Genomic DNA, 21316 nt, shown 5'->3' with positions numbered 1-21316 from the left:
GGGCTTCGATGCTGGACGGACAGAAGGTGGATTATGACGGGATCACGGCGCGCATCCGGGCGCTGTGCGAGGGCGAGACGGATGCCGTGGCGTTGATGGCGACGGTGGTCTGCGAAATCCACCATGGGCATCCCTTTTGTGACTGGACGGGGTTCTACCGGGTGGTGGGGCCGGAGCTTTTGAAGATCGGGCCGTATCAGGGGGGGCACGGCTGTCTGGTCATCCCGTTCAGCCGCGGGGTCTGCGGGGCGGCGGCGCGGACGGGGCGGGTGCAGAACGTGCCGGATGTGGAGGCGTTTCCGGATCACATCGCCTGTTCTTCCTCGACCAAGTCGGAGCTGGTGCTGCCGGTGTGGAACGGGGCGGGGGTGTTGCTGGGGGTGCTGGATCTGGACAGCGACACGCCTGCGGCCTTTACCCAGGCGGATGAGGATTGGCTGGTGCCGCTGCTGGCCGAGGTGTTCCGGGAGGCGGCGTGATGGGGCAGGTCTTCCGCGGCGGGTGCCATTGCGGGGCGGTGCGGTTCGAGGTGGAGGGGCCGATCCGCGATGCGCTGGCCTGCCATTGCAGGCAATGCCGCAAGGTGAGCGGGCATTACTGGGCGGCGGCCTCGGTCCCCGTGGCGCGGTGGCGGGTGACGGAGGGGCGGGGGCTGCGGTGGTATCGGTCGTCGCCTGTCGCGCAGCGGGGGTTCTGCGGAGAATGCGGGGCGACGCTGTTCTGGCTGCCCGAGGCGGATGCGGTCTTTGACTGGGGGACGGTGGAGGAGCATGCGGTGAGCTTTTCCCCCGGCGCTTTGGAGGGGGAGACGGGCATCCGGGTTTCGGAACATATCTACAAGGCGGATGCGGGGGATTACTATGCGCCAGAGGGGCCGCCGCTCGAGGCGGGGCCAGCGCCGGCGCGGTTGGCGGCGTCCTGCCTCTGCGGGGCGTGCCGGTTCACCCTGCCGGGGCCTGCGGGCGAGATCACGGCCTGCCATTGCCACCAGTGCCGGAGCCTTTCGGGGCATTACTCGGCGTCCTTCGATGTGGAGGAGGCGGCGGTGGAATGGCTGTCGCGCGACGGTCTGGCGGAATATCGCACCAAGGGGGGCGGGGTGCGGGGGTTCTGCAACGGCTGCGGCAGCAGCCTGTGGTTCCGCGCGGCGGATGGGGGATTTTCGGTCGAGGCGGGGGCGGTGGATGGGCCGACGGGGGGGCGGCTGGCGGGCCATATCTTCGTGGCCGAGAAGGGCCGTTACTACGCAATCGACGACGGGCTGCCGCAGGTTCCCGGCTGGGAATAGCGGTCAGATGCGACGGCTGGGCACCCAGGCATACCCGTTGGGGCAGAGGATGACGGCCTCGCGCAGGCCGTGGTTGGGCTTGTCGGTCGGGGCTTGCAGGACAGTGGCCAGCGGGAAGGCGGCGGCGGCGGTGGCGGCCTGATCGGGGTCTGCCTCGTGCAGGCGCAGTTCGATCCCTGCGCCGCGGGGCGGGGTTTCGGGCAGCAGCGCATGCAGCGGATGGGCGGCATAGGTGGCATCGGCATGGAGCTGGATCGGCTGGCCCGCATGCAGCATCAGCGCGAAATCGGCGCTGGCCTGATGGGCGGTCATGCCGAAACAGGCGGTGAGGAAGGCGACCTGATCCATCACGTCGCGGACCAGAAGGTTGACCGTCACGGCGCGCAGGGCGTGGCCGAGTTCGGGCGCGGGCAGGGAATCGTAATCCATGGCAACCTCTGTTCAGGTCAGCTTGGCTGACCCTTTTGCCCCTGTCAATCGGTGGGGCGGTCCAGAAGGGTGCGCAGGTCGCGGGTGAGGCTGTCAAGATCGAGCGCGGTTTCGGTATCGGCCTGGATCACCGGAATACCGTCGAGCGGCCGGGCGCGACCGGCGAGCGCCTGGAGTTCCGGCACGTAATCGAGGCCGGGATGGCCTGCCGGGCGGCTGGAGACGCGGGCGGCATAGCGGGCGGCGATGGTGTCGGGGCGGGCGTGGCACCAGACCTGCGCGGTCTGGGTGATGCCCGCGCGGGCGAGGCCCGCATGCAGCACTTCGGGCGGCTGGAAGCCGAACCAGGCGTCGATGATGACGGTGGCATCGGGGGCGTGCTGGGCGACCATGTCGAAGATCGCGTCATAGGCGGCGGTGCCGAAGCGTCGGTTGGTCGGGCGATCGACCGGGGCGAATTGCAGAAGGAAGGGGTTCTTCATCGTGTCGAGCGACAGGATGGGCCAACCGGTGCGGGCGGAAAGCGCGGCGGCGATGCCGGACTTGCCGGAGGCCGGAACGCCATTGACCAGCACCGCGCGGCGGCCCGCGGTCAGGGCGGCCAGCGCGGCGCCGGTGACGCCCGCATCATCGCCCAGGGCAGCGGGCAGGACAGGGGCGGAGAACCAGCTTTGCGCCGGTGGCACGCGGGCCAGCGCGGAAAGCGCGACCTGGCCCGCGCCGCCGCCGATCAGCACGGCCTCGGGGGCGAGGGTGGTGATCAGCGTGTCGATGGCGCGGCGCAGGGGGGCGGCCCAGCGGTGCAGCACCTCTGCGGCAGCGGGGTCGCTGCGGGCCAGCAGATCTTCGGCCCGCAGGTCGGGGGAAAGCCCCGCCTCGGCCAGATGGGTGGCGAAGGCGGTGCCGGAGCTTTCGGTTTCAACGCAGCCGCGACGGCCGCAGACGCAGGGGCGACCGTCGGGGACAACGGTGAGGTGGCCGAGTTGCCCCGCCGTGCCGCGCCCGCGCAGGAGGCGGCCGGAGTCGAGGATGGCGCCGCCGATCCCCGTGCCGATGGTCAGGAGGACGGCATGGGACAGGCCCCGCGCCGCGCCGACCCGCGCCTCGCCCAGAAGGGCCATGCTGGCATCATTGTCGATGGTGACGGGCAGGCCGGTTGCCGCGCCAAGCTCTGCCGCGAAGGGAAGGGTGGAGAGATCGACATAGCCGCCCGAAAGCGCGCGCTGGGTGGCGACGTCGACCTGGCCGGGGACGCCCACGCCGATGGCGGCGGTGCCACCGTCGCGCAGGGCGGCGACAAGGTCGCGGCAGCTTTGCAGGCAGGCGGCGGCGTTGCGGTTGGTGGCGATGGCGCGGCGGTCGAGGATCGTGCCGTCGCCCGCGATCCGGGCGGCGCGGATATGGGTGCCGCCGATGTCGATGCCGATGGCGTTGCGGGCCATGGCATCAGGGCCGTGGCATGTGCCGCGCGATGACGGCCTGAAGCTCGCGCAGGCGGGGGACGGCGATCGTGGCGAGGCGGTCGCGGGTGACCGCGCGGTCGAGCGAGATGCAGTCCTTCCAGAGGGAGCGACCGGCGATCACGCCCGAGGCGCCGTTGGCCATGGCGGTTTCGACCTGGCCGAGGAAGGTGGCATGGTCCACCCCTGCGGAGAGGACGGCCCAGGGCACCTCGCCCGCCATGGCGGTGATGTTGGCGCAGGCTTCGGGCGTGCCGGGATAGGGAATCTTGAGCAGTTTCGCGCCGAGGTCGAGGCAGAGCCGGGTGCCGCCCTCGATCAGGCCGGGGGTGGCGGCGGCGAAGGCGGCCTTGTCTTCGCCCGGCAGGGCATAGGTGAGGAATTCGGTGACGAGGAGCAGGTCTTCGCTGGCGAAATCCTGGATCACATGTTCCAGCGTCTGGAGGTTGCGGAAATTCGCGGCGGGCGTGTCGGAGCGGAGATAGACCATGATCTTGCCGCCGGTGCCGCCCAGTTCGCGCACGCGGCGGGCGGTGATGCCGGGGACCAGTTTCGAGATGCGCCAGCCTTCGGGGGTGGTGTCGTAGCCGGAATCGTCCAGCCCGATGAGGAGGGCGGTGGAGCGGTGGAGATGGCCGTCGTCGATCATCTGCGGCAGGGCGCAGAGGGGATCGACCAGAACGGCGGTGGCGTGGCGGGCGAGATGGGCGGCGATGTCGATCTTGGTATCGCCGAGGATGTCGGTGCCGATCTTCGCCTGATCTTCCGGCGTGGCGGCGAGGAGGGTGCGCATCCCGCCGCGCTGATCGCAGGCGATGACCATCATCGCCCCCTCGTCGCCGCAGATCATCTGGTATCCGCGACGTTCCGCCGTCGTCATCCGTGCCATGGGGGCTGCCCTTTTCCTTTGCGTTGCGCCGGATCGGGCGCGGGAGTATTGCGTCGCCTGCCTGTCCCCGCCCCGATTGCCCGGCCCTATCATCCCGATTGCCAGAAGGCACGGAGGTGCTATGGTGACAAGGGCATGTAACACGTTGCAGAAAGGAATTGCAATCTGTCTCAGACCCTGACCTCCGAGGCCAGCGAAACCCGTGCGCTGATGCATATGGTGGCGAAGATGCATTACGAGGCGGACTTGCCTCAGGTGCAGATCGCCCGGCAGCTTGGCGTTTCGACGGCGACGATCTCGCGCCTGCTGCAACGGGCGCGGGCAGAGGGGATCGTGCGGATCGAGGTGCGGGATCTGGTGGTGCCGGATGCGCTGGGCGCGGAACTGGAGCGGGCGCTGGGGCTGAGGCGGGTGGCGGTGATCGAATCGCCCACCGGTGGTGGCGGGATGGCGCTGGCGGGGCCTTTGGGCACGATGCTGAAGACCGCGAACATGGCGCCGGGGTCGGTTCTGGCGCTGGGCTGGGGGCGGACCATCGGCGGGGTGCTGGAGGCGGGGCTGCCGCCGATGCCGGGGGTTCAGGTGGTGCCGGCAACGGGGGGGATGTCGCAGCACCAGGCGCATTTCCAGATCAACGAATTCGCGCGGGTGGCGGCGGAACAGATTGGCGGGACAGCGTTTTTCATTCATGCGCCAGTGCTGCCCAGTGCCGCTGCGCGCGAGAGTTTCCTGGCCGATCCGGGGATCGCGCAGGCGGTGGCGCTGTGGGACCGGATCGACGTGGCGGTGGTGGGCGTGGGGCTTCCCCATGCGCTGAACGCGCCGGATGCAAGCGTGGCGACCCCGGATGAGCAGATGCTTGTAGATGCGGCCGGGGATGTCGTGCGACACTATTTCGACGTGCGGGGCAATCCGATCGAATGGGACGGGGCGGATCGGCTGATTGCCGTGTCGCCCGACCAGTTGCACAGGGCGAGGCTGGTGATCGGCGTCGCCGCGGGGGAGGCGAAGGCGATTTCGGTGATCGGGGCGGCACGCGCCCGGCTGATCAATGCGCTGGTGACGGATGCCGCGACGGCGCAGGCCATCCTGGAGCGGGTGGCGGCGCCTGTCTGAAAACGTTTGCAGGTGCAGCAAAATCTTTCTGCAAAAAATTGCTCTTGACGGAAACAGCCTTCCGGCTTTCAGTTAGCTTACTTGAAACGAAGGTGGCGGACCGACCGAGAAGCGGTCCCGCACGCCTTACCGGGAGGAGATAGCATGAAACGCCGTTCGATTCTGAGCGCGGCCGCGGCCGCCTCTGTCGCCCTGACGATGGGCGTGGGGGCTGCGCAGGCGCAGGACAAGATGACCATCGCCCTCATTCCGGGGCTGACGACGGACGCCTTCTACATCACCATGCAGAAGGGCGCGCAGGCCGCGGCCGATGCTCTGGGGGTGGAACTGGTGTTCCAGGGGGCGCCGGACTTCAACCCGGTGACGCAGGTCCCGGTGCTGGATGCGGTGATTGCCCGCCAGCCGGACGCGATCCTGATCGCGCCGACCGACACGACCCAGTTGATCGAGCCGCTGCGCAAGGCGCATGATGCGGGCATCCCGGTCATCACGGTGGATACGTTCATCGGGACGGGCCAGTATCAGACGGGCGCGGGCGATGCGGATTTCCCGCTGGCCTATATCGCGTCGGACAACGTGCTGGGCGGCAAGATCGCGGCGCGGGCCCTGGCGGCGGCCATCGGCGGCGAAGGCAAGGTCTTCGTGTCGAATGTGAAGCCGGGCATTTCCACCACCGACCAGCGCGAGGCCGGGTTCAAGCAGGCGATGGCGGAGGAATTCCCCGGCATCACCGTGCTGGAGACGCAGTTCAACGACAATGACGCGAACAAGGCGGCGTCGCAGTTGCAGGGCGTGCTGGCGCGCGAGCCCGATCTGAAGGGCGTGTTCGGGGCGAACCTGTTCTCGGCCCTGGGGGCTGCGAATGGCGTGCAGCAGGCCGGGCAGTCGGGCGTGGTCAAGGTCGTGGCCTTCGATGCGCCGGGGTCCATCGTGGACAACCTGAACACCGGTCTGGTGGATGTGGCGATTGCCCAGCATCCGGCGGAGATCGGCTATTTCGGCGTGGTGTCGGCCTATGCGCATCTGACCGGAAACTCGATCCCGGTCAGCATCGGGACGGGTTTCACCATCATCACCAAGGACAATGTGAGCGACCCGGAGGTCGCGAAATACATCTATTCCGAGTGATCTGACCCGCCCCGCAGCGCGGGATGGATGCGACGATGCGCGCCCCGAGGGCCTTGTCCTCGGGGCGTTCCACCAAAAGGGCCATGAGGCCGAATGCGGGGCTGAAGCATGACGACCGATGCCAGGAACGAGACGGAAAAGCCGCCGGGGGGGCATGTCTCGCCGCCCGCGGACCATGCCGAGACGGCAAAGACCACCATCCAGCGCATCGCGGACCTGCGGGCCTGGCTGTTCCTTGCGGCGCTGATCGTGGGTTTCGAGGTCTGGAGCCGCCTTTCCTTTGGCGGGACCTTCATCTTCAACCCGTTCAACATCACCTCCATCGCCATCTTCGCGGTGGCGCCGCTGCTGCTGGCGACGGGGCAGACCTTCGTGATCATCACGGGGGGGATCGACCTGTCGATGGGGTTCATCATGGGGCTGGCCGCCGTGGTGGCGGCACATGTCATCAATTGGGCGACGCCGGGCATGGGCATGCCGCTGGCGGTGCTGTTCGGGGCGCTGGTGGCCATCGGGGTGGCGATGATCCCCGGTTTCATCAACGGCATCCTGGTCTCGCGGCTGCGGGTGCCGCCCTTCATCGGCACGCTGGGCATGTTCGGCGTGGCGCGGGGCGTGGCCTTCCTGCTGGCGGGCGGGACGACGGTGCCGGTGCAGAATTCGTTCTTCGCGGCGCTGGGCAATGGCCGCATCTGGGGCATCCCGTGGATCGTCATCATCACGGCGGTCTTCGTTCTGGTGATGCATTACATCCTGAGCCAGACGCGGTTTGGCCAGCACAACTATGCCATCGGGGCGAATGAACAGGCGGCGCGGCGGGCGGGCATCGACATCAAGGCGCATCTTCTGAAGCTGTATATCCTGTCGGGGATGTGCGCGGGTCTGGCGGGGTTCCTTTATGCCGCGCGGTTCAGCGCGGGGGCGGCGCAGGCGGGGGAGCCGCTGTTGCTGGATTCCGTCGCGGCGGTGGTGATCGGCGGGGCGAGCCTGTTCGGCGGATCGGGAACGATCCTTGGCACGGTTGCGGGGGCCTTTGTCATCGCGGTGATCCAGTATGGGTTGGTCTTCATCAATGTGGAGCCGTTCTGGCAGTTCATTTCGGTCGGCGTGGTGATCATCATTTCGGTCCTGATCGACCAGGCGCAGCGGCGTATCAGCGGGGGGCGGCAGAGTGAGTGACATGACCCCCCTTCTGGAAGTGCGGAACCTGTCGAAGAGTTTCGGGGCGGTGCAGGCTTTGCGCGATCTGACGATGCAGGTGGCGGCGGGCGAGGTTGTGGCGCTGGCCGGAGACAATGGCGCGGGCAAGACGACGCTGATCAAGGCGATTTCGGGCGTTTACAAGCCGACCTCGGGCAAGGTGCTGCTGGAGGGGCAGGAGGTGAACTTTTCCTCTCCGCAGGAGGCGCGGGAACGCGGGATCGAGACGATCTATCAGGACCTTGCGCTGGCCGATAACCTGAGCATCGGGGCGAATATCTTCCTTGGCCGCGAGCCGATGACGAAGCGCTGGGGGTTCCTGCCGGTGCTGGACCGCAAGAAGATGGCGGATGCGGCGCGCGAGACCATGGCGCTCTTGGATTTCCATGTGAACCGGCTGGATGCGCCGGTGTCGAACTTTTCGGGCGGGCAGCGGCAGGCGGTGGCGATCGGGCGGGCGGTGTATTGGAATGCGCGCATCCTGATCATGGACGAACCCACCGCCGCGCTGGGCGTGCCGGAACAGCGCAAGGTGATCAGCCTGATTCACCAGTTGAAGGCGCAGGGGCGCGGGGTGATCTTCATCAGTCACAATCTTCAGGACATCTTCGCCGTGTCGGACCGGATCGTCGTGCTGCGGCGGGGCGTGATGGCCGGGGAGCGGCGCATCGCGGAAACCACGCATGACGAGGTGGTGAAGCTGATGGTCGGGGGCTGAGCCATGGCGGCGGGTCCGGTCATCGGATCGCTGGGCGAGCTTCTGGTGGAATTCGTCTGCATGGAGAAGGACGGGCGCAACCTGCGCCCGGCCACCTATCGCGGACCTTTCCCGAGCGGGGCGCCGGGCATCTTTATCGACCAGGCGGCGCGGACCGGGGCGCGGGCGGTGTTTGCCGGGGCGGTGGGGACGGATGCCTTTGGCCAGGTGGTGCTGGATCGGCTGGTGGCGGATGGGGTGTCTGACGCGATGATCCGGCGGGTGGCGCTGCCCACGGGGACGGCGCATGTGAGTTACAACAGCGACGGGAGCCGGGATTTCGTCTTCAACATGGCGCCATCGGCGGCGGCGCATTTCCCCAAGGGGCGGGAGGCGGTGGAAGGGTTTCTGCGGGCCGGGGTGCAGGTTCTGCATGTGTCTGGATCGGCGCTGGGCGACCCGGAGATGCGGGCGGCGATTGCCGAGGTCTGCGAGGGGCTGCATGGGGCGGGGGTGGCACTTTCCATCGACCCCAACATCCGCACGGAACTGATGGCGGATGCGGGTTATCTGGCGGTGGTGCGGCGGTTGATCGGGATCGCGGACTATGTGCTGCCGTCGGATGCGGATGCTGCGTTGCTGTGGCCGGGGGTGGGGTTTGCCGATTGGGCGGGGACGCTGCCCGCGCGGGTGGTGGCGTTGAAGCGGGGGGACAAGGGCGCGGTGGCGCGGGCCGGGGGCGCGGTGGTGGAAGTGCCCGCCTACGCGGTGGAGGTGGTCGATCCGACAGGGGCGGGGGATTGCTTTTGCGGGACGTTCGTCACGCTGCTGGCCGGGGGGATGGACCTGTCCGGCGCGTTGCGGCGGGCGGTGGCGGCCGGGGCGCTGGCGGTGACGGCGCTGGGTCCGATGGAGGGGAACAGCGATCTGGCGCGGGTCGAGGGGTTGCTGGCGGGATGAGCGCGCTGATGGAGATCCTGGCGCGCAACCGGGCGGGCGCGGGTGTCGGCCTGCCGGCCTGGTGCACGGCGCATCCCGAGACGCTGGCCGCTGTCCTGTCCTGCTATCGCGGGGATGCGGCGCCGGTTCTGGTAGAGGCGACCTGCAATCAGGTGAATCAGGAGGGCGGCTATACCGGGATGACCCCGGCGGGGTTTCGGCGGTTCCTGGAGGGGATCGCGGCGGCGGAAGGGGTGGCGGCGGGGCGGATCATCCTGGGCGGGGATCATCTGGGGCCGAACCCGTGGCGGGCCATGGCTGCGGAGCAGGCGATGGACCGGGCGCGGGCGATGGTGGCGGCCTATGTGGAGGCGGGGTTTTCCAAGATCCATCTGGACGCGTCGATGCCCTGCGGCGGCGAGGTGCTGCCGGAAGAGGTGATGGCCGAACGGGCGGCGGATCTGGCGCTGGTGGCCGAGCGGGCGGCGGGCGGGCGGGCGCTGGCCTATGTCATCGGGACGGAGGTGCCGGTGCCGGGGGGCGAGACGGCGGTGGTGGATCATCTGGCGGTGACGGCGCCTGCGGCGGTGGCGCGGGTGGTGGAGTTGCACCGCGCGGCCTTTGCGCGGCGCGGGCTGGGATCGGTGATGGAGCGGGTCGCGGCGGTGGTGGTGCAGCCCGGGGTGGATTTCGGCAATGCGCAGGTGGTGGGGTTCGATCCGGCGCGGGCGCAGGGGTTGCGCGCGGCGGTGCCGGGGCTGGGCGGGCCGGTCTATGAGGCGCATTCGACGGATTATCAGGAGGGCGCGGCGCTGCGGGCGCTGGTCCAGGGGCATTTCGGCATCCTGAAGGTAGGGCCGGAACTGACCTTCGCCTTCCGGCAGGCGGTGTTTGCGCTGGAGCGGTTGGCGGGGCTGATGGGCCTGCCTTCGGGCGTGGAGGCAGCACTGGTTGCGGCGATGCGGGCGGAGCCTGCGGATTGGCGCGCCTATGTGGAGCCGGGGCCGGAAGAGGCGCGGATGATGATTTACGGTCTGTCGGACCGGGTGCGCTATTACTGGCCGAAGCCGGGGGTGCAGGCGGCGCTGCGGGCGCTGTTTGCGGCGATCCGCGCGGCGGACCCGGCGCCGGGGCTGGTGGCGCAGGTGACGGGGGGCAGGGTCGGGCCGGTGGATGCGGCGCGGCTGCCCGAAACGATCATTCGGCGGATGGTGGGCGATGTGGTCGCCCGCTATCGCCAGGCGACGGGAGAGTGAGATGCCGGTGAAGGAAGACCGCCTGCTGCGGGTGGGGGTGCTGGGCTGCGGGCCGATCGCGCAGGCGGCGCATTTCGAAAGCTGCACCAAGGCGCGGAATGCAACGCTTTGGGCGATTTGCGATGTGGCGGATGACCTGCGGGAGCGGATGGCGGCGACCCATGCGCCGGAGAAGCAGTTTGCGGATTACGATGCGATGCTGGCGGACCCCGATCTGGAGGCGGTGATCATCGCCACGTCGGATGCGTTCCATGTCCCGGCCGCGCGGCGGGCGATGGAGGCGGGCAAGCATGTTCTGTGCGAGAAGCCCTTGGCCGTGTCGGTGGAGGAGGCCGAGAGCCTGCGGGGCGTGGCGGCGGCGAACGGCGTGGTGCTGCAAGTGGGCCATATGAAGCGCTTCGATGCCGGGTTGCAGGCGGCGAAGCGGTTCATCACGGATGAGATGGGGGCGATGGTCGCGCTGAAGGCCTGGTATTGCGACAGCACGCATCGCTATCCGATGACCGATGCGGTGCAGCCCCTGATGGTGACGTCGAAACATGCCCGCAAACCGGCGGAGAACCCGAAGGCCGATCTGGACCGCTATTACATGCTGGCGCATGGCAGCCATCTGGTGGATGTGGCCCGCCACTTTGCCGGGCCGATTGTCGCCGTCGATGCGCGGCTGTCGAACCGGGCGGGCATCCGCTGCTGGTTCGTGGATGTGGAATTCGCCAATGGCGTGCTGGGCCATCTGGACCTGACAGTGGCGGTGCGGATGGATTGGCATGAGGGGTTCCAGATCTATGGCGAGCATGGGTCGGTGATCGGGAAGACCTATAACCCGTGGTATTACAAATCCTCCGAGGTGGACATTTTCCGCGAGGCGGATGGGGCGACGCATCGGGTGCTGGGGGCGGATGGGCATTTCTATCGGCGGCAGTTGGAAGGCTTCGCGGATGTCATCCTGAAGGGCGGGCCGATGGAGGGGGCCGATCTGGAGGATGGCATCGCATCGGTGCGGGCGATGGTGGCCATCGCGGAGTCGGTGCGGACGGGGCGGCCAGTGCGGCTGGATCAGGTGGCGGGGCCGGTGTGATGCGGCTGGGCGTTTTCGCCAAGACCTTTGCGGGGAGCGATCCGGCCACGGTGATGGGCGCGGCGCGGGCGGCGGGGTTTGACGCGGTGCAATACAACATGGCCTGTTCGGGCTTGGCGGCGATGCCGGATGACCTGACGGCGGCGCAGGTGGCGGCGGTGGCGGCGGCGTCGCGGGCGACGGGGGTGGCGGTCGCGGCGGTGTCGGGAACCTATAACATGATCCATCCCGATCCGGGCAACCGGGCGGTGGGGCTGCGGCGGCTGTCGCTGCTGATCGACCATGCGGCGGGGATGGGGACCGGAATGGTCACCCTTTGCACCGGGACGCGGGATGCCGAGGACCAGTGGCGGCATCATCCCGACAATGCCTCGCCCGAGGCGTGGCGCGATCTGCTGGAGGAGATGGGGAAGGCCTGCGCCCTGGCCGAGGCGCGGGGGGTCGTGCTGGGGGTGGAGCCGGAACTGGCCAATGTGGTGAATGGCGCGGCGGCGGCGCGGCGGATGCTGGACGAGGTGGCGAGTTCCGCGCTGGTGATCGTGCTGGACCCGGCGAACCTGTTCGAGGTTGCGGACGGGGCGGAACGGCGGCGGCTGGTGGAGGAGGCGGTGGATTTGCTGGGCGACCGGATCGCCATGGCCCATGCCAAGGACCGCCATGCCGACGGGCGCTTTGCCACGGCGGGGAAAGGGGTGATCGACTTTGCCCATTTCCTTGCCGTGCTGCGCGGGGCGGGGTTCGACGGGGATCTGGTGACGCATGGGCTGGCCGCCGAAGAGGCCGCCGGGGTGGCGGCCTTTCTGCGGGAGGCGGGGGCGTGACGCCGTCCGGCTGGATCATGCGGGACGGGTTCCGGCTGGCGCTGCATGATGCGGGCGGGCCGGGGCGTGTGGTGCTGTTCCAGCACGGGCTGTGCGGCGATGCGCGGCAGACGGCGGAGGCCTTTCCGGCGGATGCGGGGCTGCGGCGGGTGACGCTGGACTGCCGGGGACATGGCGCATCGGAATTTGATCCTGCGCCGGGGCTGGCCAAGTTCACCGAGGATCTGGTGGCGGTGGCAGATGGCCTTGGCGGGCCGGTGCCGGTGGGCGGCATTTCGATGGGGGCGGCGCTGGCGCTGCGGCTGGCGGTTGCGCGGCCCGATCTGGTGTCGCATCTGATCCTTGTGCGGCCTGCCTGGGGGCTTGGCATCGAGGCGCCGGACAATCTGGCGCCGAATGTCGAGGTGGGGATGGCGCTTTACCGTTTTCCGGTCGCGGAGGCGCGGGAGGCGTTTCTGGGATCGGAGATGGCGGCGCGGCTGCGGGTGGAGGCACCGGACAACCTTGCCTCGTTGAGCGGGTTCTTTGCGCGCGAGCCGGTGTCGCGGACGGCGGTGCTGCTGACCGCGCTGTCGCGCGAGGGGCTGGGGGTGAGTGCAGCGCAGGCGGCGGCGCTGCGGCTGCCGGTGCTGGTGTGCGGGACGGCGGAGGATGCGATTCATCCGGTGGCGCTGGCGCGGGAGCTGGCGACGGCTATCCCCGGCGCGAGATATGTGGACCTGCCCCCCAAGGGGCGGGACAAGGCGGCGCATCTGGCGGCGTTGCAGGCGGCGATTTCTGGGTTTCTGACGGAGTGACGGATATGGGACGACCCGAGGCGGGATGGATGGAGCGGTTGCCGAAGGATCGGCTGATCGCGGAGTTTTCGGTCTGGTCGGCCGATCTGGTGCGGCTGGCCGATGACATGGCGCGGATCGCGCCCCATGCGGATATCCTGCATATCGACGTGGCGGATGGGGTCTTTGCGCCGGCCTTCCTGTTCTTTCCCGATCTGGTGGCGGCGGTGCGGAACGTGTCGGACAGGCCGATCCATGTGCATCTGATGGTGGATGACGCGGTGTTGCTGTCGCAGATCGACCAGTTCGCCGAGGCGGGGACCGATCTGATCAGCATTCATCTGGAAAACGCGGCCGTGGCGGGGGCGGCGCTGGACCGGATCGCCGCGCATGGGATGAAGGCGGGGATGGTGCTGCGGGTGGAGACGCCGGTGGCGGGGGTGGCGGAGTGGCTGCCCCGGCTGGACATGGTGACGCTTCTGGGCACGGCGATCGGGGTGAAGGGGCAGGGGTTGAACGAGGCGGCGCCGGCGCGGCTGCGCGAGGCGGGCGCCCTGATCGCGGCGAGCGGGCGGCGGATCGTCCTGGCCGCCGATGGCGGTATCCGGGAGACGACGGTGCCGGTGCTGCGCGCGGCGGGGGCGGAGACGGTGGTTCTGGGATCGCTGGCCTTTGGCGCGCCGGACCTTGCGGCGCGGATGGCCTGGCTGGCGTCGCTGTGACCCCCCCGACATCTGAGCCTTTGACAAGCGGGGCTTGCGGGGGCAGGCAGGGCGGATGGATGCGCTGTTCGCCCTGATCCCGATGGCGGACCTGCTGGCCTTTCTGGCGGCGGGGATCGTTCTGAACCTGACGCCGGGGGCGGATGTGATCTTTGCCACGGCCTGCGGCGTGGCGGGCGGGCCGCGCGTGGGCGCGGTGGCGGGTCTGGGCGTGGGCTTCGGCGGGCTGTTCCATGTGGGGCTTGCGGCGGTGGGGGTGAGCGCGGTGATCGCGGCGCATCCTGCGGCGCTGATGCTGCTGAAGCTGGCGGGGGCGGGCTATCTGCTGTGGCTGGCCTGGGCGACTTGGCGGGCGAGTTGGCGGGCGGGCGCGGGTGAGGCGGGACGGGGCGAGGTGCGGGCGCGCGTGGCGCTGTGGCGGGGCTTCGTGACCAATGCGCTGAACCCGAAGGTGGCGCTTTTCGTGCTTGCCTTCCTGCCGCAATTCACCGATGCCGCGCGGGGGCCGGTCTGGGCGCAGATCGTGGTTCTGGGGGCGCTGTTCACCCTGACGGGGACGGTGATCACCTGCGGCTATGGCGCCCTGGCGGGGTTGGCTGGCCAAAGATTGGCGGCCCGGATGGGATTGATGAACAAGGTTGCGGCGGGGATGCTGCTGGCATTGGCGCTGCGGATGGCTTGGGGGTGAGAGATGGCCGAGATCACGCTTCTGGACGGGGGCATGGGGCAGGAACTGGTGGCGCGGTCGGGGGATGAGCCGACGCAGCTTTGGGCGACGCGGGTGATGATCGACCATCCGGGGCTGGTGGCGCAGATCCATGACGATTATTTCGCGGCGGGCGCGTCGGTGGCGACGACCAACACCTACAACATCCTGCATGACCGGTTGCAGCGGGTGGGGATGGATGAGCAGTTCCATGCGCTGCATCTGCGGGCGCTGATGGAGGCGCATGAGGCCCGCGCCCGGGCCGGGCGGGGGATCATCGCCGGGTCGATGGGGCCTTTGGGCGAAAGCTATCGCCCCGACCTGACGCCGCCGGTGGAGGTGTCGGCGGCGCAATATGCCGAGAAGGCGCGGATCATGGCGCCGCATGTGGATGTGGTGCTGATCGAGACGATGTCCTCGCTCGATCTGGCGCGGGGGGCGCTGATCGGGGCGCAGGTGGCGGGCAAGCCGGTCTGGCTTTCGGTGTCGGTGCATGACCGGGACGGGACGAAGCTGCGGTCCGGGGAGCCGGTGGCGGGGCTGGCGGAGGTGCTGAAGGCCGCGCCCGCGGCGGCGGTGCTAGCCAATTGTTCGATGCCCGAGGCGATGGCGGCGGCGCTGGCGGAGTTGAAGGGGCTGGGCTTGCCTTTCGGGGCCTATGCGAACGGGTTTTCGGAAATCTCGCACCTGCCCTTGCCGGAGGATGGCGGCGCGCCTGCCTATTGCGCGCGGCATGACCTTTCGCCGGAGCGCTATGTGGCCTTTGCCATGTCCTGGGTGGAGATGGGGGCGACGATGGTCGGGGGCTGCTGCGAGGTGGGGCCTGCGCATATCACCGCGCTGGCCGATGCCTTGCGCGCGGCGGGGCATGTGATCGTGTGAGCCTGCTGCCCGAGTTCAGCTATGACCCGCCTGCGGGCGACCCGGTGATCCTGTTCGAGGATGACCGGATCATCGTGGTGGACAAGCCTTCGGGGCTGCTGTCGGTGCCGGGAAAGCTGGAGGGGCGGGAGGATTGCCTGATGGCGCGGCTGGAGGCGTTCCGGCCGGGCGCGCTGCTGGTGCATCGGCTGGATTGCGACACGTCGGGGGTGATGATCTTTGCGCGGGACAAGGCGGCGCAGGGGTTTCTGGGGCAGGAATTCGAAAAGCGGCGGGCGAAGAAGAGCTATGTCGCGCGGGTGGCCGGGGTGATGGGGCCGGATCGGGGCCGGGTGGACCTGCCGCTTTGTGCGGATTGGGAGTATCGGCCGCGCCAGAAGGTTGACCACGCGCGCGGGCGTCCGGCGGTGACGGAGTGGGAAGTGCTGTCGCGGGGCGAGGGGGAGACGCGGGTGCGGATGTTCCCTCTGACCGGGCGGAGCCATCAGCTCAGGGTGCATATGCTGTCGCTGGGGCATCCGATCCTGGGCGACCCGATCTATGCGGAGGGCGCGGCGCGGGATCATGCGCGGCTGATGCTGCATGCGGAGAGGCTGGGGCTGCATCATCCCGGCAGTGGGGAATGGGTGGAGTTTCGGGCGGCCTGTCCGTTCTGACGCTGGCGCGGGGTGGCCGGCGTTGACGGGGGGCTGTCTGCCCCCCGAACCCCCCGAGGATATTTTCAAACAGATGAAGATCAGAGGGTAAGGGCGAGTTTCCGACCTTCGTGGAAGGCGTAAGGGGCCTGACGTGGCGCGGCGCAATCGCCGATGCGGTGGGTGTGCTTGCCCGCGAAGGTTTCGGGGAAGGGGTCGAAGGCGATGTTGGTTGTCGCCATGACGAGGGCGGAGGCGGGGAGGGTGGTTTCCTCGCCCGTGAGGCCGGAGCGGAGGGTTGCGCCATTGCCGTGCCAGCGGGTGATGACATGTTCGGTGACGAATTGCGCGCCGAGGCGGGCGAGCCGCTGGCGGGCGGGGGCGTCGGCGGAGGTGCGGGTGATCTCTTTGCCCACATAAGGGTCGGGGGTGACGAGGATCACCTTCTTGCCTTGTTCGGCCATGTGCCAGGCGGTTCCCACGCCGCGCCAGTTGCCGCCTTCATCATAGAGGAGGACAGTGTCGCCCAGTTTCGCCTCGCGGCGCATCACGTCTTCGGCGGACCAGACATTGCCGTTTTCGAGGCCGGGAAGGCGGGGAAGCGCGGGGAGCCAGCGCTGTTTGGCGTCGAGGTCCGGCAGGGAGCCGGTGGCGAGGATGACGGTGTCGGCGGGATGGGCGGCGATGTCCTCTGTGTCGAGGAAGGTGTTGAGGTGGAGGGTGACGCCGAGTTTGGTGAATTGCCGTTCGTACCAGTCGAGGAGGTCGAGGATCTGGGCGCGGCGGGGTTGCAGTCCGGCGAGGCGGAACTGGCCGCCGATCTGGGGGGCGGCCTCGGCGATGTCCACCCTGTGGCCGCGTTCGGCGGCGGCGCGGGCGGCCTCGAGCCCCGCGGGGCCGGCGCCAACGATGAGGATATGGCGGGGCTGCGCGGCGGGGGTGAAGCGGTCGCCGCCCCATTCCCATTCGCGGCCCGCGCTTGGGTTGATGAGGCAGGAGATCCAGTAATCGCGGGAGCGGCGGCCCCAGCACATCTGGTTGCAGGAGATGCAGGCGCGGATGTCATCGGCGCGGCCTGCCATGGTTTTTGCGGCGAGGTGGGGGTCGGCGATCTGGCCGCGCACGATGGAGACCATGTCGGCCTGCCCCGAGGCGATGATGGTTTCGGCATTGTCGGGGGTTCTGACATGCGCCTCGGACGTGACCTTGGCGTGTTTCACCGCGCCCTTGAGGAGTTCCGTGACCGGGGCGGTGAGCTTTTCGGCGAAGAGGAAGGTGGGCATAAGGCGTTCGAAATCGAGATAGCCGCCATGGCCGCAGGTGACATAGTCGATCTGGCCTGTCGCGTCGTGGAGGGCGACGATTTCGGTGAGCGCCTCGACCGACAGGGTCACATCATGCGCGTCGGAGGTGGAGACGGCGAGGCCGATGATGAAATCCTCGCCGCAGGCGCGGCGGATACCGTCGATGATGCGGCGGGAAAAGCGGGTGCGGTTTTCGAGGGAGCCGCCCCATTGATCGTCGCGGGTGTTGGACCACGGGGTCCAGAACTGATCGAGGAGGGAGTGGTAGGCGGCCCAGACCTCCACCCCCTGAAAGCCGGCCTTGTGGCAGCGGATGGCGGCGGCGATGTGGGCGTCGATGAGTTCCTCGATCTCGGCCTCCGTCATGCGGTGGGAGCCGTCGCTGTCGTGATAGCTGGCGTGGCCCGAGGGGGACCAGTGCGGCTGGAAGCTGAGATCGGAATCGCCATGCGCGCCGATGTGGTAGAGCTGTTGCAGGATGACGGCGCCTTCGGAGCGGGCGGCGTCGGTCACCTTGCGGAAGGCGGGGATGATGTCGTCGGTGCCGTGGAGGTAGTTACCGCGGGTGAGGACGCCGGTGCGGTGGACGGGGACCGGTTCCATCACGATCATCCCCGCGCCGCCCTTGGCGCGTTCGGCGATGTAGCCGAGCGTGCGGGGGCCGGGGAGGCCCATGTCGGACATGTTGTTGGTATGCGCGCCGAAGACGATGCGGTTGCGCAGCGTGGTGCCGCGCAGCGTGATGGGCGAGGTGAGGTGGGGGTGTTGGTTGCGGGTCATCGCTGGCGATCCTCGATGCGTCGGGGATAGCCTAGCGCGGGCGGGGGACGGGGTGTGAGGGGCGGCGGCGACAGAAGAGCGCCGGTCCGCGCCATGATGGGGTCAGCGCGGGAAGGTTTCCAGGATGTCGAGGAAGTGCTGGACGCCCTGGGCGCGGAAGACGGTTTCCGCGCGGGTGAGCAACTGATCCGCCTCGGCACGGCGGCGTTCGGCCAGGGCGATGCGGCCTTCGCCCAACTGGATGCGGGCCATGTGGAAGCCATCGGTGACGGCGATGCGGGCGCGCAGGTCGGCATAGGTTTCCTTGGCGCGGCGGCGGGCGGTGAGGCGCAGGCCGATGGCGGTGGGAAGCTCGGCCAGCGAAAGCCGCGCCTGCGGCAGGGGATTGGGGAAGAGCCCCGCCACCGTCATGAAGATTTCGGCCTTCTTGATGAGGTAGTGCTGCACGAGGCCGCGTTCCGCCCCGGCATAGACCATCGCGTCGGTCTGCCCGAGCTGGGCTAGGCCCGCGCGGACCTCGCCACGCGCCAGATGCACGACGGCGGCGAAGAAGGAGGCGATGATCGCGACGGAGCTGTCGCCATGCGCCGCGCGCTGGGCCGAGAGGTCCTTGAGGAAGATCGTGGTGATGGAGCGGTCGCCTGCCATGATGCGGGCGCTGATACGGAACATGTTCGCCGTGCTGTAGTCCATCGTGCCCGGCAGCGCATTGCGCATGCTTTCCAGCGCCTCCTGCTCTGCCAACGGGTAGTTTTCGATCATGGCGCTGATCGAAGCGCGGACCCACCAGCCGAAGGCCAGCGCGCGGCTGTCGTTGCGGGTGGCGCCGAGGTGGATCAGTTCGTCCGACATGGCCAAGGCCTGCGGGATGTCGCCGGTCTGGCGGTAATGCGAGGCCATCTCGTAGAGACGAAGCTGCGCGAGATGCGGGTCGTTGCCGTGATCTGCATAGGCGCGGGTCTCTTCAAAGAGCCGGGGGACATCGTCGATCTTCCAGTCGGCGTGATCATTGACGATGTCCATCTTGACGCTTTTCACCACGGCGATGCTGTTGCCGTCGCCAGTGGCTTCGGCAAGCGTGAGGGCTTCGGCGATCCGGGCGCGGGCGGTGACGAAATCCACGCATTGGTTGGCACCCTTGGCGCGGATGGTGAGGGCGAAGATCAGGGGGGCCGGGTCGGACAGCGCGCGCAGGCGGTGCATGTGCCGATCGGCGATGGTGCAGAGTTTGACCCAGTGACCGACGACATCGAGGACGCGAAGGTAGCTGGTCAGGATATCGGCGACGAGGCGGTCATCGGCGGCGACCTCGGGGGTTTCGATCTGGGCGGTGGCGCGTTCGAGATGGTGGAGGCAGAGATCGAGCGCGTAGATGCGCCATGCGCCCTGAGCGGCGGCAAGGTGGTGGGGCGTGGCGCGGGCGGGGAGCCCCGCCTTTTCGAAATGGAGGGCGAGGCGCTGGGAGAGGTCGCCCCCGAGGTCGCGGGCTTCGGCCTGGAGGATGCGGGTGGCGGCGAGGTGGAGCGGCGCGGCCTCGGTTTCGGGGATGGAATTGGCGATGGCTTCCTGAATCAGGACATGGCTGAATTGCCATCTGTCGGCCTCTTCCTGCCGCTCCAGCAGGCCCTGCCGCATGGCCCGGTTCAGGATGGCGTCCGCCTCGTCGGAGGGCAGGTCGAGATGGGATCGGCGCACGTCCCGGCCGATCAGGGCGGCAAGCTTGAGCGCGGCCTTGTCGGCCGGACCCAGCCTGTCGAAGCGGCTGAAGATCAGGTTCTGGATCGCGCCGATCGTGCCGGCGGTGACATCGGCCAGGGGTTGGCCCGAGCCCGAGGTGGCGATGTGGCGCAGCAGTTCCTCGGCGAAGAGGGGATTGCCTTCGGATTTCTGGTAGATGACCCGCGTGAGTTCGGCGGCCGCGCCGGCTTCGGGGCGGGCCTGGGCGCAGAGGATGGCGATATCGGCTTCGCGCAGGGGGGTGACGTCGATGCGGCCATCGGCAGCGGGGATGACATGGAGCGGGGCGGGCGTCCGGCTGGTGAGGAGAAGGCGGGTGGCAGGGCGGGCCACCAGATCGGAGAGGATGTCGCGGCTGATCGGGTCGAGCCAGTGGGCATCTTCGACGACGAGCAGCCAGCCGGAATCCTGGGCGAGACGGGCCAGCGCCTGGCCGATGTTCTGGCGGGTTTCGAGTGCGTCGCGGGCGCCTTCGTCGGTCAGAATGCCGGGTTCGCGGGCCGAGCCGGAGAGCAGGGCGAGAAGGCTGGGGCCGGGATGGCCATCCGGGCCGATGAGGGCGCGCAGCCAGCGATCCTGGGCGGGAACGGTCTGCGCCCCGGCGGCGCGGGCGGCGGCGCGCAGCAGGTTCAGCACGGGTTCGAGGGAAGAGGCGGCGTCGGATGGCGTGCAATAGGCCATCGCCAGGAGTGCGCCAGTGTTGCGACGGTCAAGGACATGGCGGAGGAGGCGCGACTTGCCGATGCCGGGGGGGCCGTGGATGACCATCTGCCCGCTGCTGCCGGGTGGGGTGGCGAGCCATGCGTCCAGCCGGGCGACCAGATCGTCGCGACCGACATGCAGCTTTGCGCCGCGGGCCATGCGGCCTGTCAGGGTGGACGGGTCATTGCTGAGCCCCTTCAGGCGGTGGAGGGTCTGGGGCTGGGCCATCCCCTTGACCTCACGGGTGCCGATGGATTCGAGCAGGGCATAGCCTTCGAGTTCGTCGGCCATGGCCTGGGCGCAGAGAATGTCGCCCGCGCCGGCCAGCGCCTGCACCCGTGCGGCAAGGTTCACGGCGGTGCCGAGGGCGTTGAGCCTGCGGTCCTGCGCCATGTCGAGCATCGCGACCATGACCTTGCCGCCAGCCAGCCCGATGCGGAGTTGCGGCGTGGTGCCGAAGCGGGCGAGCAGGTCCGGCCCCTGCGCCGCGTGATCCTGCTGGATCGCGAGCGCGGCGCGGGCGGCACAGACTGCGGCATTCTCGATCGCGACGGGGGCGCCGAAAATCGCGAAGACGCTGTCACCTGCGTAACCGACGAAATGGCCGCCTTCTGATTCGATCACCGAGACGGCGCGCTTCAGGACGGATTGGACAAGGTTGAAGGCTTTTTCGGCACCCAGGGATTCGGTCAGGGCCGTGGAGTCGACAAGGTCCACCATCATGGTGGCGACCCAGCGCATCTCGCTGGCGATGTCCTGGGTCAAGGGGGC

20 protein-coding genes are annotated in these 21316 nt (G+C 68.8%); 15 read left to right on the top strand and 5 right to left on the bottom strand.

Going from position 1 to position 21316, the window contains the following annotated elements; all coding sequences use genetic code 11:
* The first annotated feature begins 8 nt into the window (after positions 1–8).
* Positions 9–479 carry a GAF domain-containing protein gene (locus tag C0V75_RS03315; RefSeq protein WP_371410654.1) on the top strand — a complete coding sequence of 157 codons (471 nt, stop codon included), beginning with the start codon at positions 9–11 and terminating at the stop codon, positions 477–479.
* Positions 479–1288 carry a GFA family protein gene (locus C0V75_RS23470; RefSeq protein WP_254216358.1) on the top strand — a complete coding sequence of 270 codons (810 nt, stop codon included), beginning with the start codon at positions 479–481 and terminating at the stop codon, positions 1286–1288. Before C0V75_RS03315 ends, C0V75_RS23470 begins: the two co-directional genes overlap by 1 nt.
* A gap of 3 nt (positions 1289–1291) precedes the next feature.
* Here the strand turns inward: C0V75_RS23470 and C0V75_RS03300 are convergent, their stop codons facing one another.
* The 3 genes from C0V75_RS03300 to C0V75_RS03290 are packed head-to-tail and all read right to left on the bottom strand — an operon-like array spanning position 1292 to position 4066.
* Positions 1292–1717: a glyoxalase gene (locus tag C0V75_RS03300; protein WP_101919452.1), complete on the bottom strand. Its 426-nt coding sequence runs from the start codon at positions 1715–1717 to the stop codon at positions 1292–1294.
* 44 nt (positions 1718–1761) lie between these two features.
* A complete protein-coding gene (locus C0V75_RS03295; RefSeq protein WP_101919451.1) occupies positions 1762–3159 on the bottom strand; it encodes an ROK family protein in 1398 nt (465 codons plus the stop codon).
* Positions 3160–3163: 4 nt separating this feature from the next.
* Positions 3164–4066, bottom strand: a complete 903-nt coding sequence (locus tag C0V75_RS03290; protein WP_101919450.1) for a tagatose-bisphosphate aldolase — start codon at positions 4064–4066, stop codon at positions 3164–3166.
* A gap of 210 nt (positions 4067–4276) precedes the next feature.
* On the opposite strand from C0V75_RS03290, the gene C0V75_RS03285 reads away from it, so the two are divergent.
* The 13 genes from C0V75_RS03285 to C0V75_RS03225 all read left to right on the top strand — a co-directional run bounded on the left by C0V75_RS03285 (position 4277) and on the right by C0V75_RS03225 (position 16043).
* Positions 4277–5182 (top strand): sugar-binding transcriptional regulator, encoded by a 906-nt coding sequence (locus C0V75_RS03285; protein ID WP_216821393.1) that lies wholly within the window; start codon positions 4277–4279, stop codon positions 5180–5182.
* A 144-nt stretch (positions 5183–5326) separates the two neighbouring features.
* Positions 5327–6310 (top strand): ABC transporter substrate-binding protein, encoded by a 984-nt coding sequence (locus C0V75_RS03280; RefSeq protein WP_101919449.1) that lies wholly within the window; start codon positions 5327–5329, stop codon positions 6308–6310.
* 108 nt (positions 6311–6418) lie between these two features.
* On the top strand, positions 6419–7489 hold the full coding sequence (locus C0V75_RS03275) for a ribose ABC transporter (protein ID WP_101919448.1): 1071 nt from the start codon (positions 6419–6421) through the stop codon (positions 7487–7489).
* Position 7490: 1 nt separating this feature from the next.
* On the top strand, positions 7491–8228 hold the full coding sequence (locus C0V75_RS03270) for an ATP-binding cassette domain-containing protein (protein ID WP_101919447.1): 738 nt from the start codon (positions 7491–7493) through the stop codon (positions 8226–8228).
* A gap of 3 nt (positions 8229–8231) precedes the next feature.
* Entirely contained in the window at positions 8232–9167 is a 936-nt protein-coding gene (locus C0V75_RS03265; RefSeq protein ID WP_101919446.1) for a carbohydrate kinase family protein, read from the top strand.
* Entirely contained in the window at positions 9164–10402 is a 1239-nt protein-coding gene (locus C0V75_RS03260) for a class II D-tagatose-bisphosphate aldolase non-catalytic subunit (protein WP_101919445.1), read from the top strand. Before C0V75_RS03265 ends, C0V75_RS03260 begins: the two co-directional genes overlap by 4 nt.
* A 1-nt stretch (position 10403) precedes the next feature.
* Complete coding sequence (locus C0V75_RS03255; RefSeq protein ID WP_101919444.1) at positions 10404–11480, top strand: Gfo/Idh/MocA family protein; 1077 nt, start codon at positions 10404–10406, stop codon at positions 11478–11480.
* On the top strand, positions 11480–12301 hold the full coding sequence (locus C0V75_RS03250; protein WP_101919443.1) for a sugar phosphate isomerase/epimerase: 822 nt from the start codon (positions 11480–11482) through the stop codon (positions 12299–12301). Before C0V75_RS03255 ends, C0V75_RS03250 begins: the two co-directional genes overlap by 1 nt.
* Positions 12298–13098, top strand: a complete 801-nt coding sequence (locus C0V75_RS03245) for an alpha/beta fold hydrolase (protein ID WP_216821392.1) — start codon at positions 12298–12300, stop codon at positions 13096–13098. Before C0V75_RS03250 ends, C0V75_RS03245 begins: the two co-directional genes overlap by 4 nt.
* 5 nt (positions 13099–13103) lie before the next feature.
* On the top strand, positions 13104–13799 hold the full coding sequence (locus C0V75_RS03240) for a ribulose-phosphate 3-epimerase (protein ID WP_101919442.1): 696 nt from the start codon (positions 13104–13106) through the stop codon (positions 13797–13799).
* A gap of 55 nt (positions 13800–13854) precedes the next feature.
* Positions 13855–14487: a LysE family translocator gene (locus C0V75_RS03235; RefSeq protein ID WP_101919441.1), complete on the top strand. Its 633-nt coding sequence runs from the start codon at positions 13855–13857 to the stop codon at positions 14485–14487.
* A gap of 3 nt (positions 14488–14490) precedes the next feature.
* A complete protein-coding gene (locus C0V75_RS03230) occupies positions 14491–15387 on the top strand; it encodes a homocysteine S-methyltransferase family protein (protein ID WP_101919440.1) in 897 nt (298 codons plus the stop codon).
* A gap of 5 nt (positions 15388–15392) precedes the next feature.
* Entirely contained in the window at positions 15393–16043 is a 651-nt protein-coding gene (locus C0V75_RS03225; RefSeq protein WP_101919886.1) for an RluA family pseudouridine synthase, read from the top strand.
* A gap of 80 nt (positions 16044–16123) precedes the next feature.
* Here C0V75_RS03225 and C0V75_RS03220 read toward each other — a convergent pair whose 3' ends face one another.
* Together C0V75_RS03220 and C0V75_RS03215 are read right to left on the bottom strand one after the other, a co-directional pair.
* The gene (locus C0V75_RS03220; protein ID WP_101919439.1) at positions 16124–18106 is read right to left on the bottom strand and encodes an FAD-dependent oxidoreductase; all 1983 of its coding nucleotides are present in this window, start codon (positions 18104–18106) and stop codon (positions 16124–16126) included.
* Between the two features lie 102 nt (positions 18107–18208).
* Positions 18209–21310: an AAA family ATPase gene (locus C0V75_RS03215; RefSeq protein ID WP_101919438.1), complete on the bottom strand. Its 3102-nt coding sequence runs from the start codon at positions 21308–21310 to the stop codon at positions 18209–18211.
* Between the last annotated feature and the right edge of the window lie 6 nt (positions 21311–21316).

This window comes from Tabrizicola sp. TH137, from assembly GCF_002855575.1.
Lineage (GTDB): Bacteria > Pseudomonadota > Alphaproteobacteria > Rhodobacterales > Rhodobacteraceae > Paragemmobacter.
The sequence above is the reverse complement of the archived record's forward strand: the minus strand, read 5'-3'. Positions and strand labels throughout refer to the sequence as shown.

Excerpts from the sequence above, each read along its gene's own strand:
- C0V75_RS03255 (WP_101919444.1), top strand. The coding sequence starts at position 10,404 with ATGCCGGTGAAGGAAGACCGCCTGCTGCGGGTGGGGGTGCTGGGCTGC.
- C0V75_RS23470 (WP_254216358.1), top strand. The coding sequence starts at position 479 with ATGGGGCAGGTCTTCCGCGGCGGGTGCCATTGCGGGGCGGTGCGGTTC.
- C0V75_RS03265 (WP_101919446.1), top strand. The coding sequence starts at position 8,232 with ATGGCGGCGGGTCCGGTCATCGGATCGCTGGGCGAGCTTCTGGTGGAA.
- C0V75_RS03240 (WP_101919442.1), top strand. The coding sequence starts at position 13,104 with ATGGGACGACCCGAGGCGGGATGGATGGAGCGGTTGCCGAAGGATCGG.
- C0V75_RS03260 (WP_101919445.1), top strand. The coding sequence starts at position 9,164 with ATGAGCGCGCTGATGGAGATCCTGGCGCGCAACCGGGCGGGCGCGGGT.
- C0V75_RS03315 (WP_371410654.1), top strand. The coding sequence starts at position 9 with ATGCTGGACGGACAGAAGGTGGATTATGACGGGATCACGGCGCGCATC.
- C0V75_RS03300 (WP_101919452.1), bottom strand. The coding sequence starts at position 1,717 with ATGGATTACGATTCCCTGCCCGCGCCCGAACTCGGCCACGCCCTGCGC.
- C0V75_RS03230 (WP_101919440.1), top strand. The coding sequence starts at position 14,491 with ATGGCCGAGATCACGCTTCTGGACGGGGGCATGGGGCAGGAACTGGTG.
- C0V75_RS03250 (WP_101919443.1), top strand. The coding sequence starts at position 11,480 with ATGCGGCTGGGCGTTTTCGCCAAGACCTTTGCGGGGAGCGATCCGGCC.
- C0V75_RS03280 (WP_101919449.1), top strand. The coding sequence starts at position 5,327 with ATGAAACGCCGTTCGATTCTGAGCGCGGCCGCGGCCGCCTCTGTCGCC.
- C0V75_RS03270 (WP_101919447.1), top strand. The coding sequence starts at position 7,491 with ATGACCCCCCTTCTGGAAGTGCGGAACCTGTCGAAGAGTTTCGGGGCG.
- C0V75_RS03235 (WP_101919441.1), top strand. The coding sequence starts at position 13,855 with ATGGATGCGCTGTTCGCCCTGATCCCGATGGCGGACCTGCTGGCCTTT.
- C0V75_RS03290 (WP_101919450.1), bottom strand. The coding sequence starts at position 4,066 with ATGGCACGGATGACGACGGCGGAACGTCGCGGATACCAGATGATCTGC.
- C0V75_RS03295 (WP_101919451.1), bottom strand. The coding sequence starts at position 3,159 with ATGGCCCGCAACGCCATCGGCATCGACATCGGCGGCACCCATATCCGC.
- C0V75_RS03275 (WP_101919448.1), top strand. The coding sequence starts at position 6,419 with ATGACGACCGATGCCAGGAACGAGACGGAAAAGCCGCCGGGGGGGCAT.
- C0V75_RS03220 (WP_101919439.1), bottom strand. The coding sequence starts at position 18,106 with ATGACCCGCAACCAACACCCCCACCTCACCTCGCCCATCACGCTGCGC.
- C0V75_RS03285 (WP_216821393.1), top strand. The coding sequence starts at position 4,277 with ATGCATATGGTGGCGAAGATGCATTACGAGGCGGACTTGCCTCAGGTG.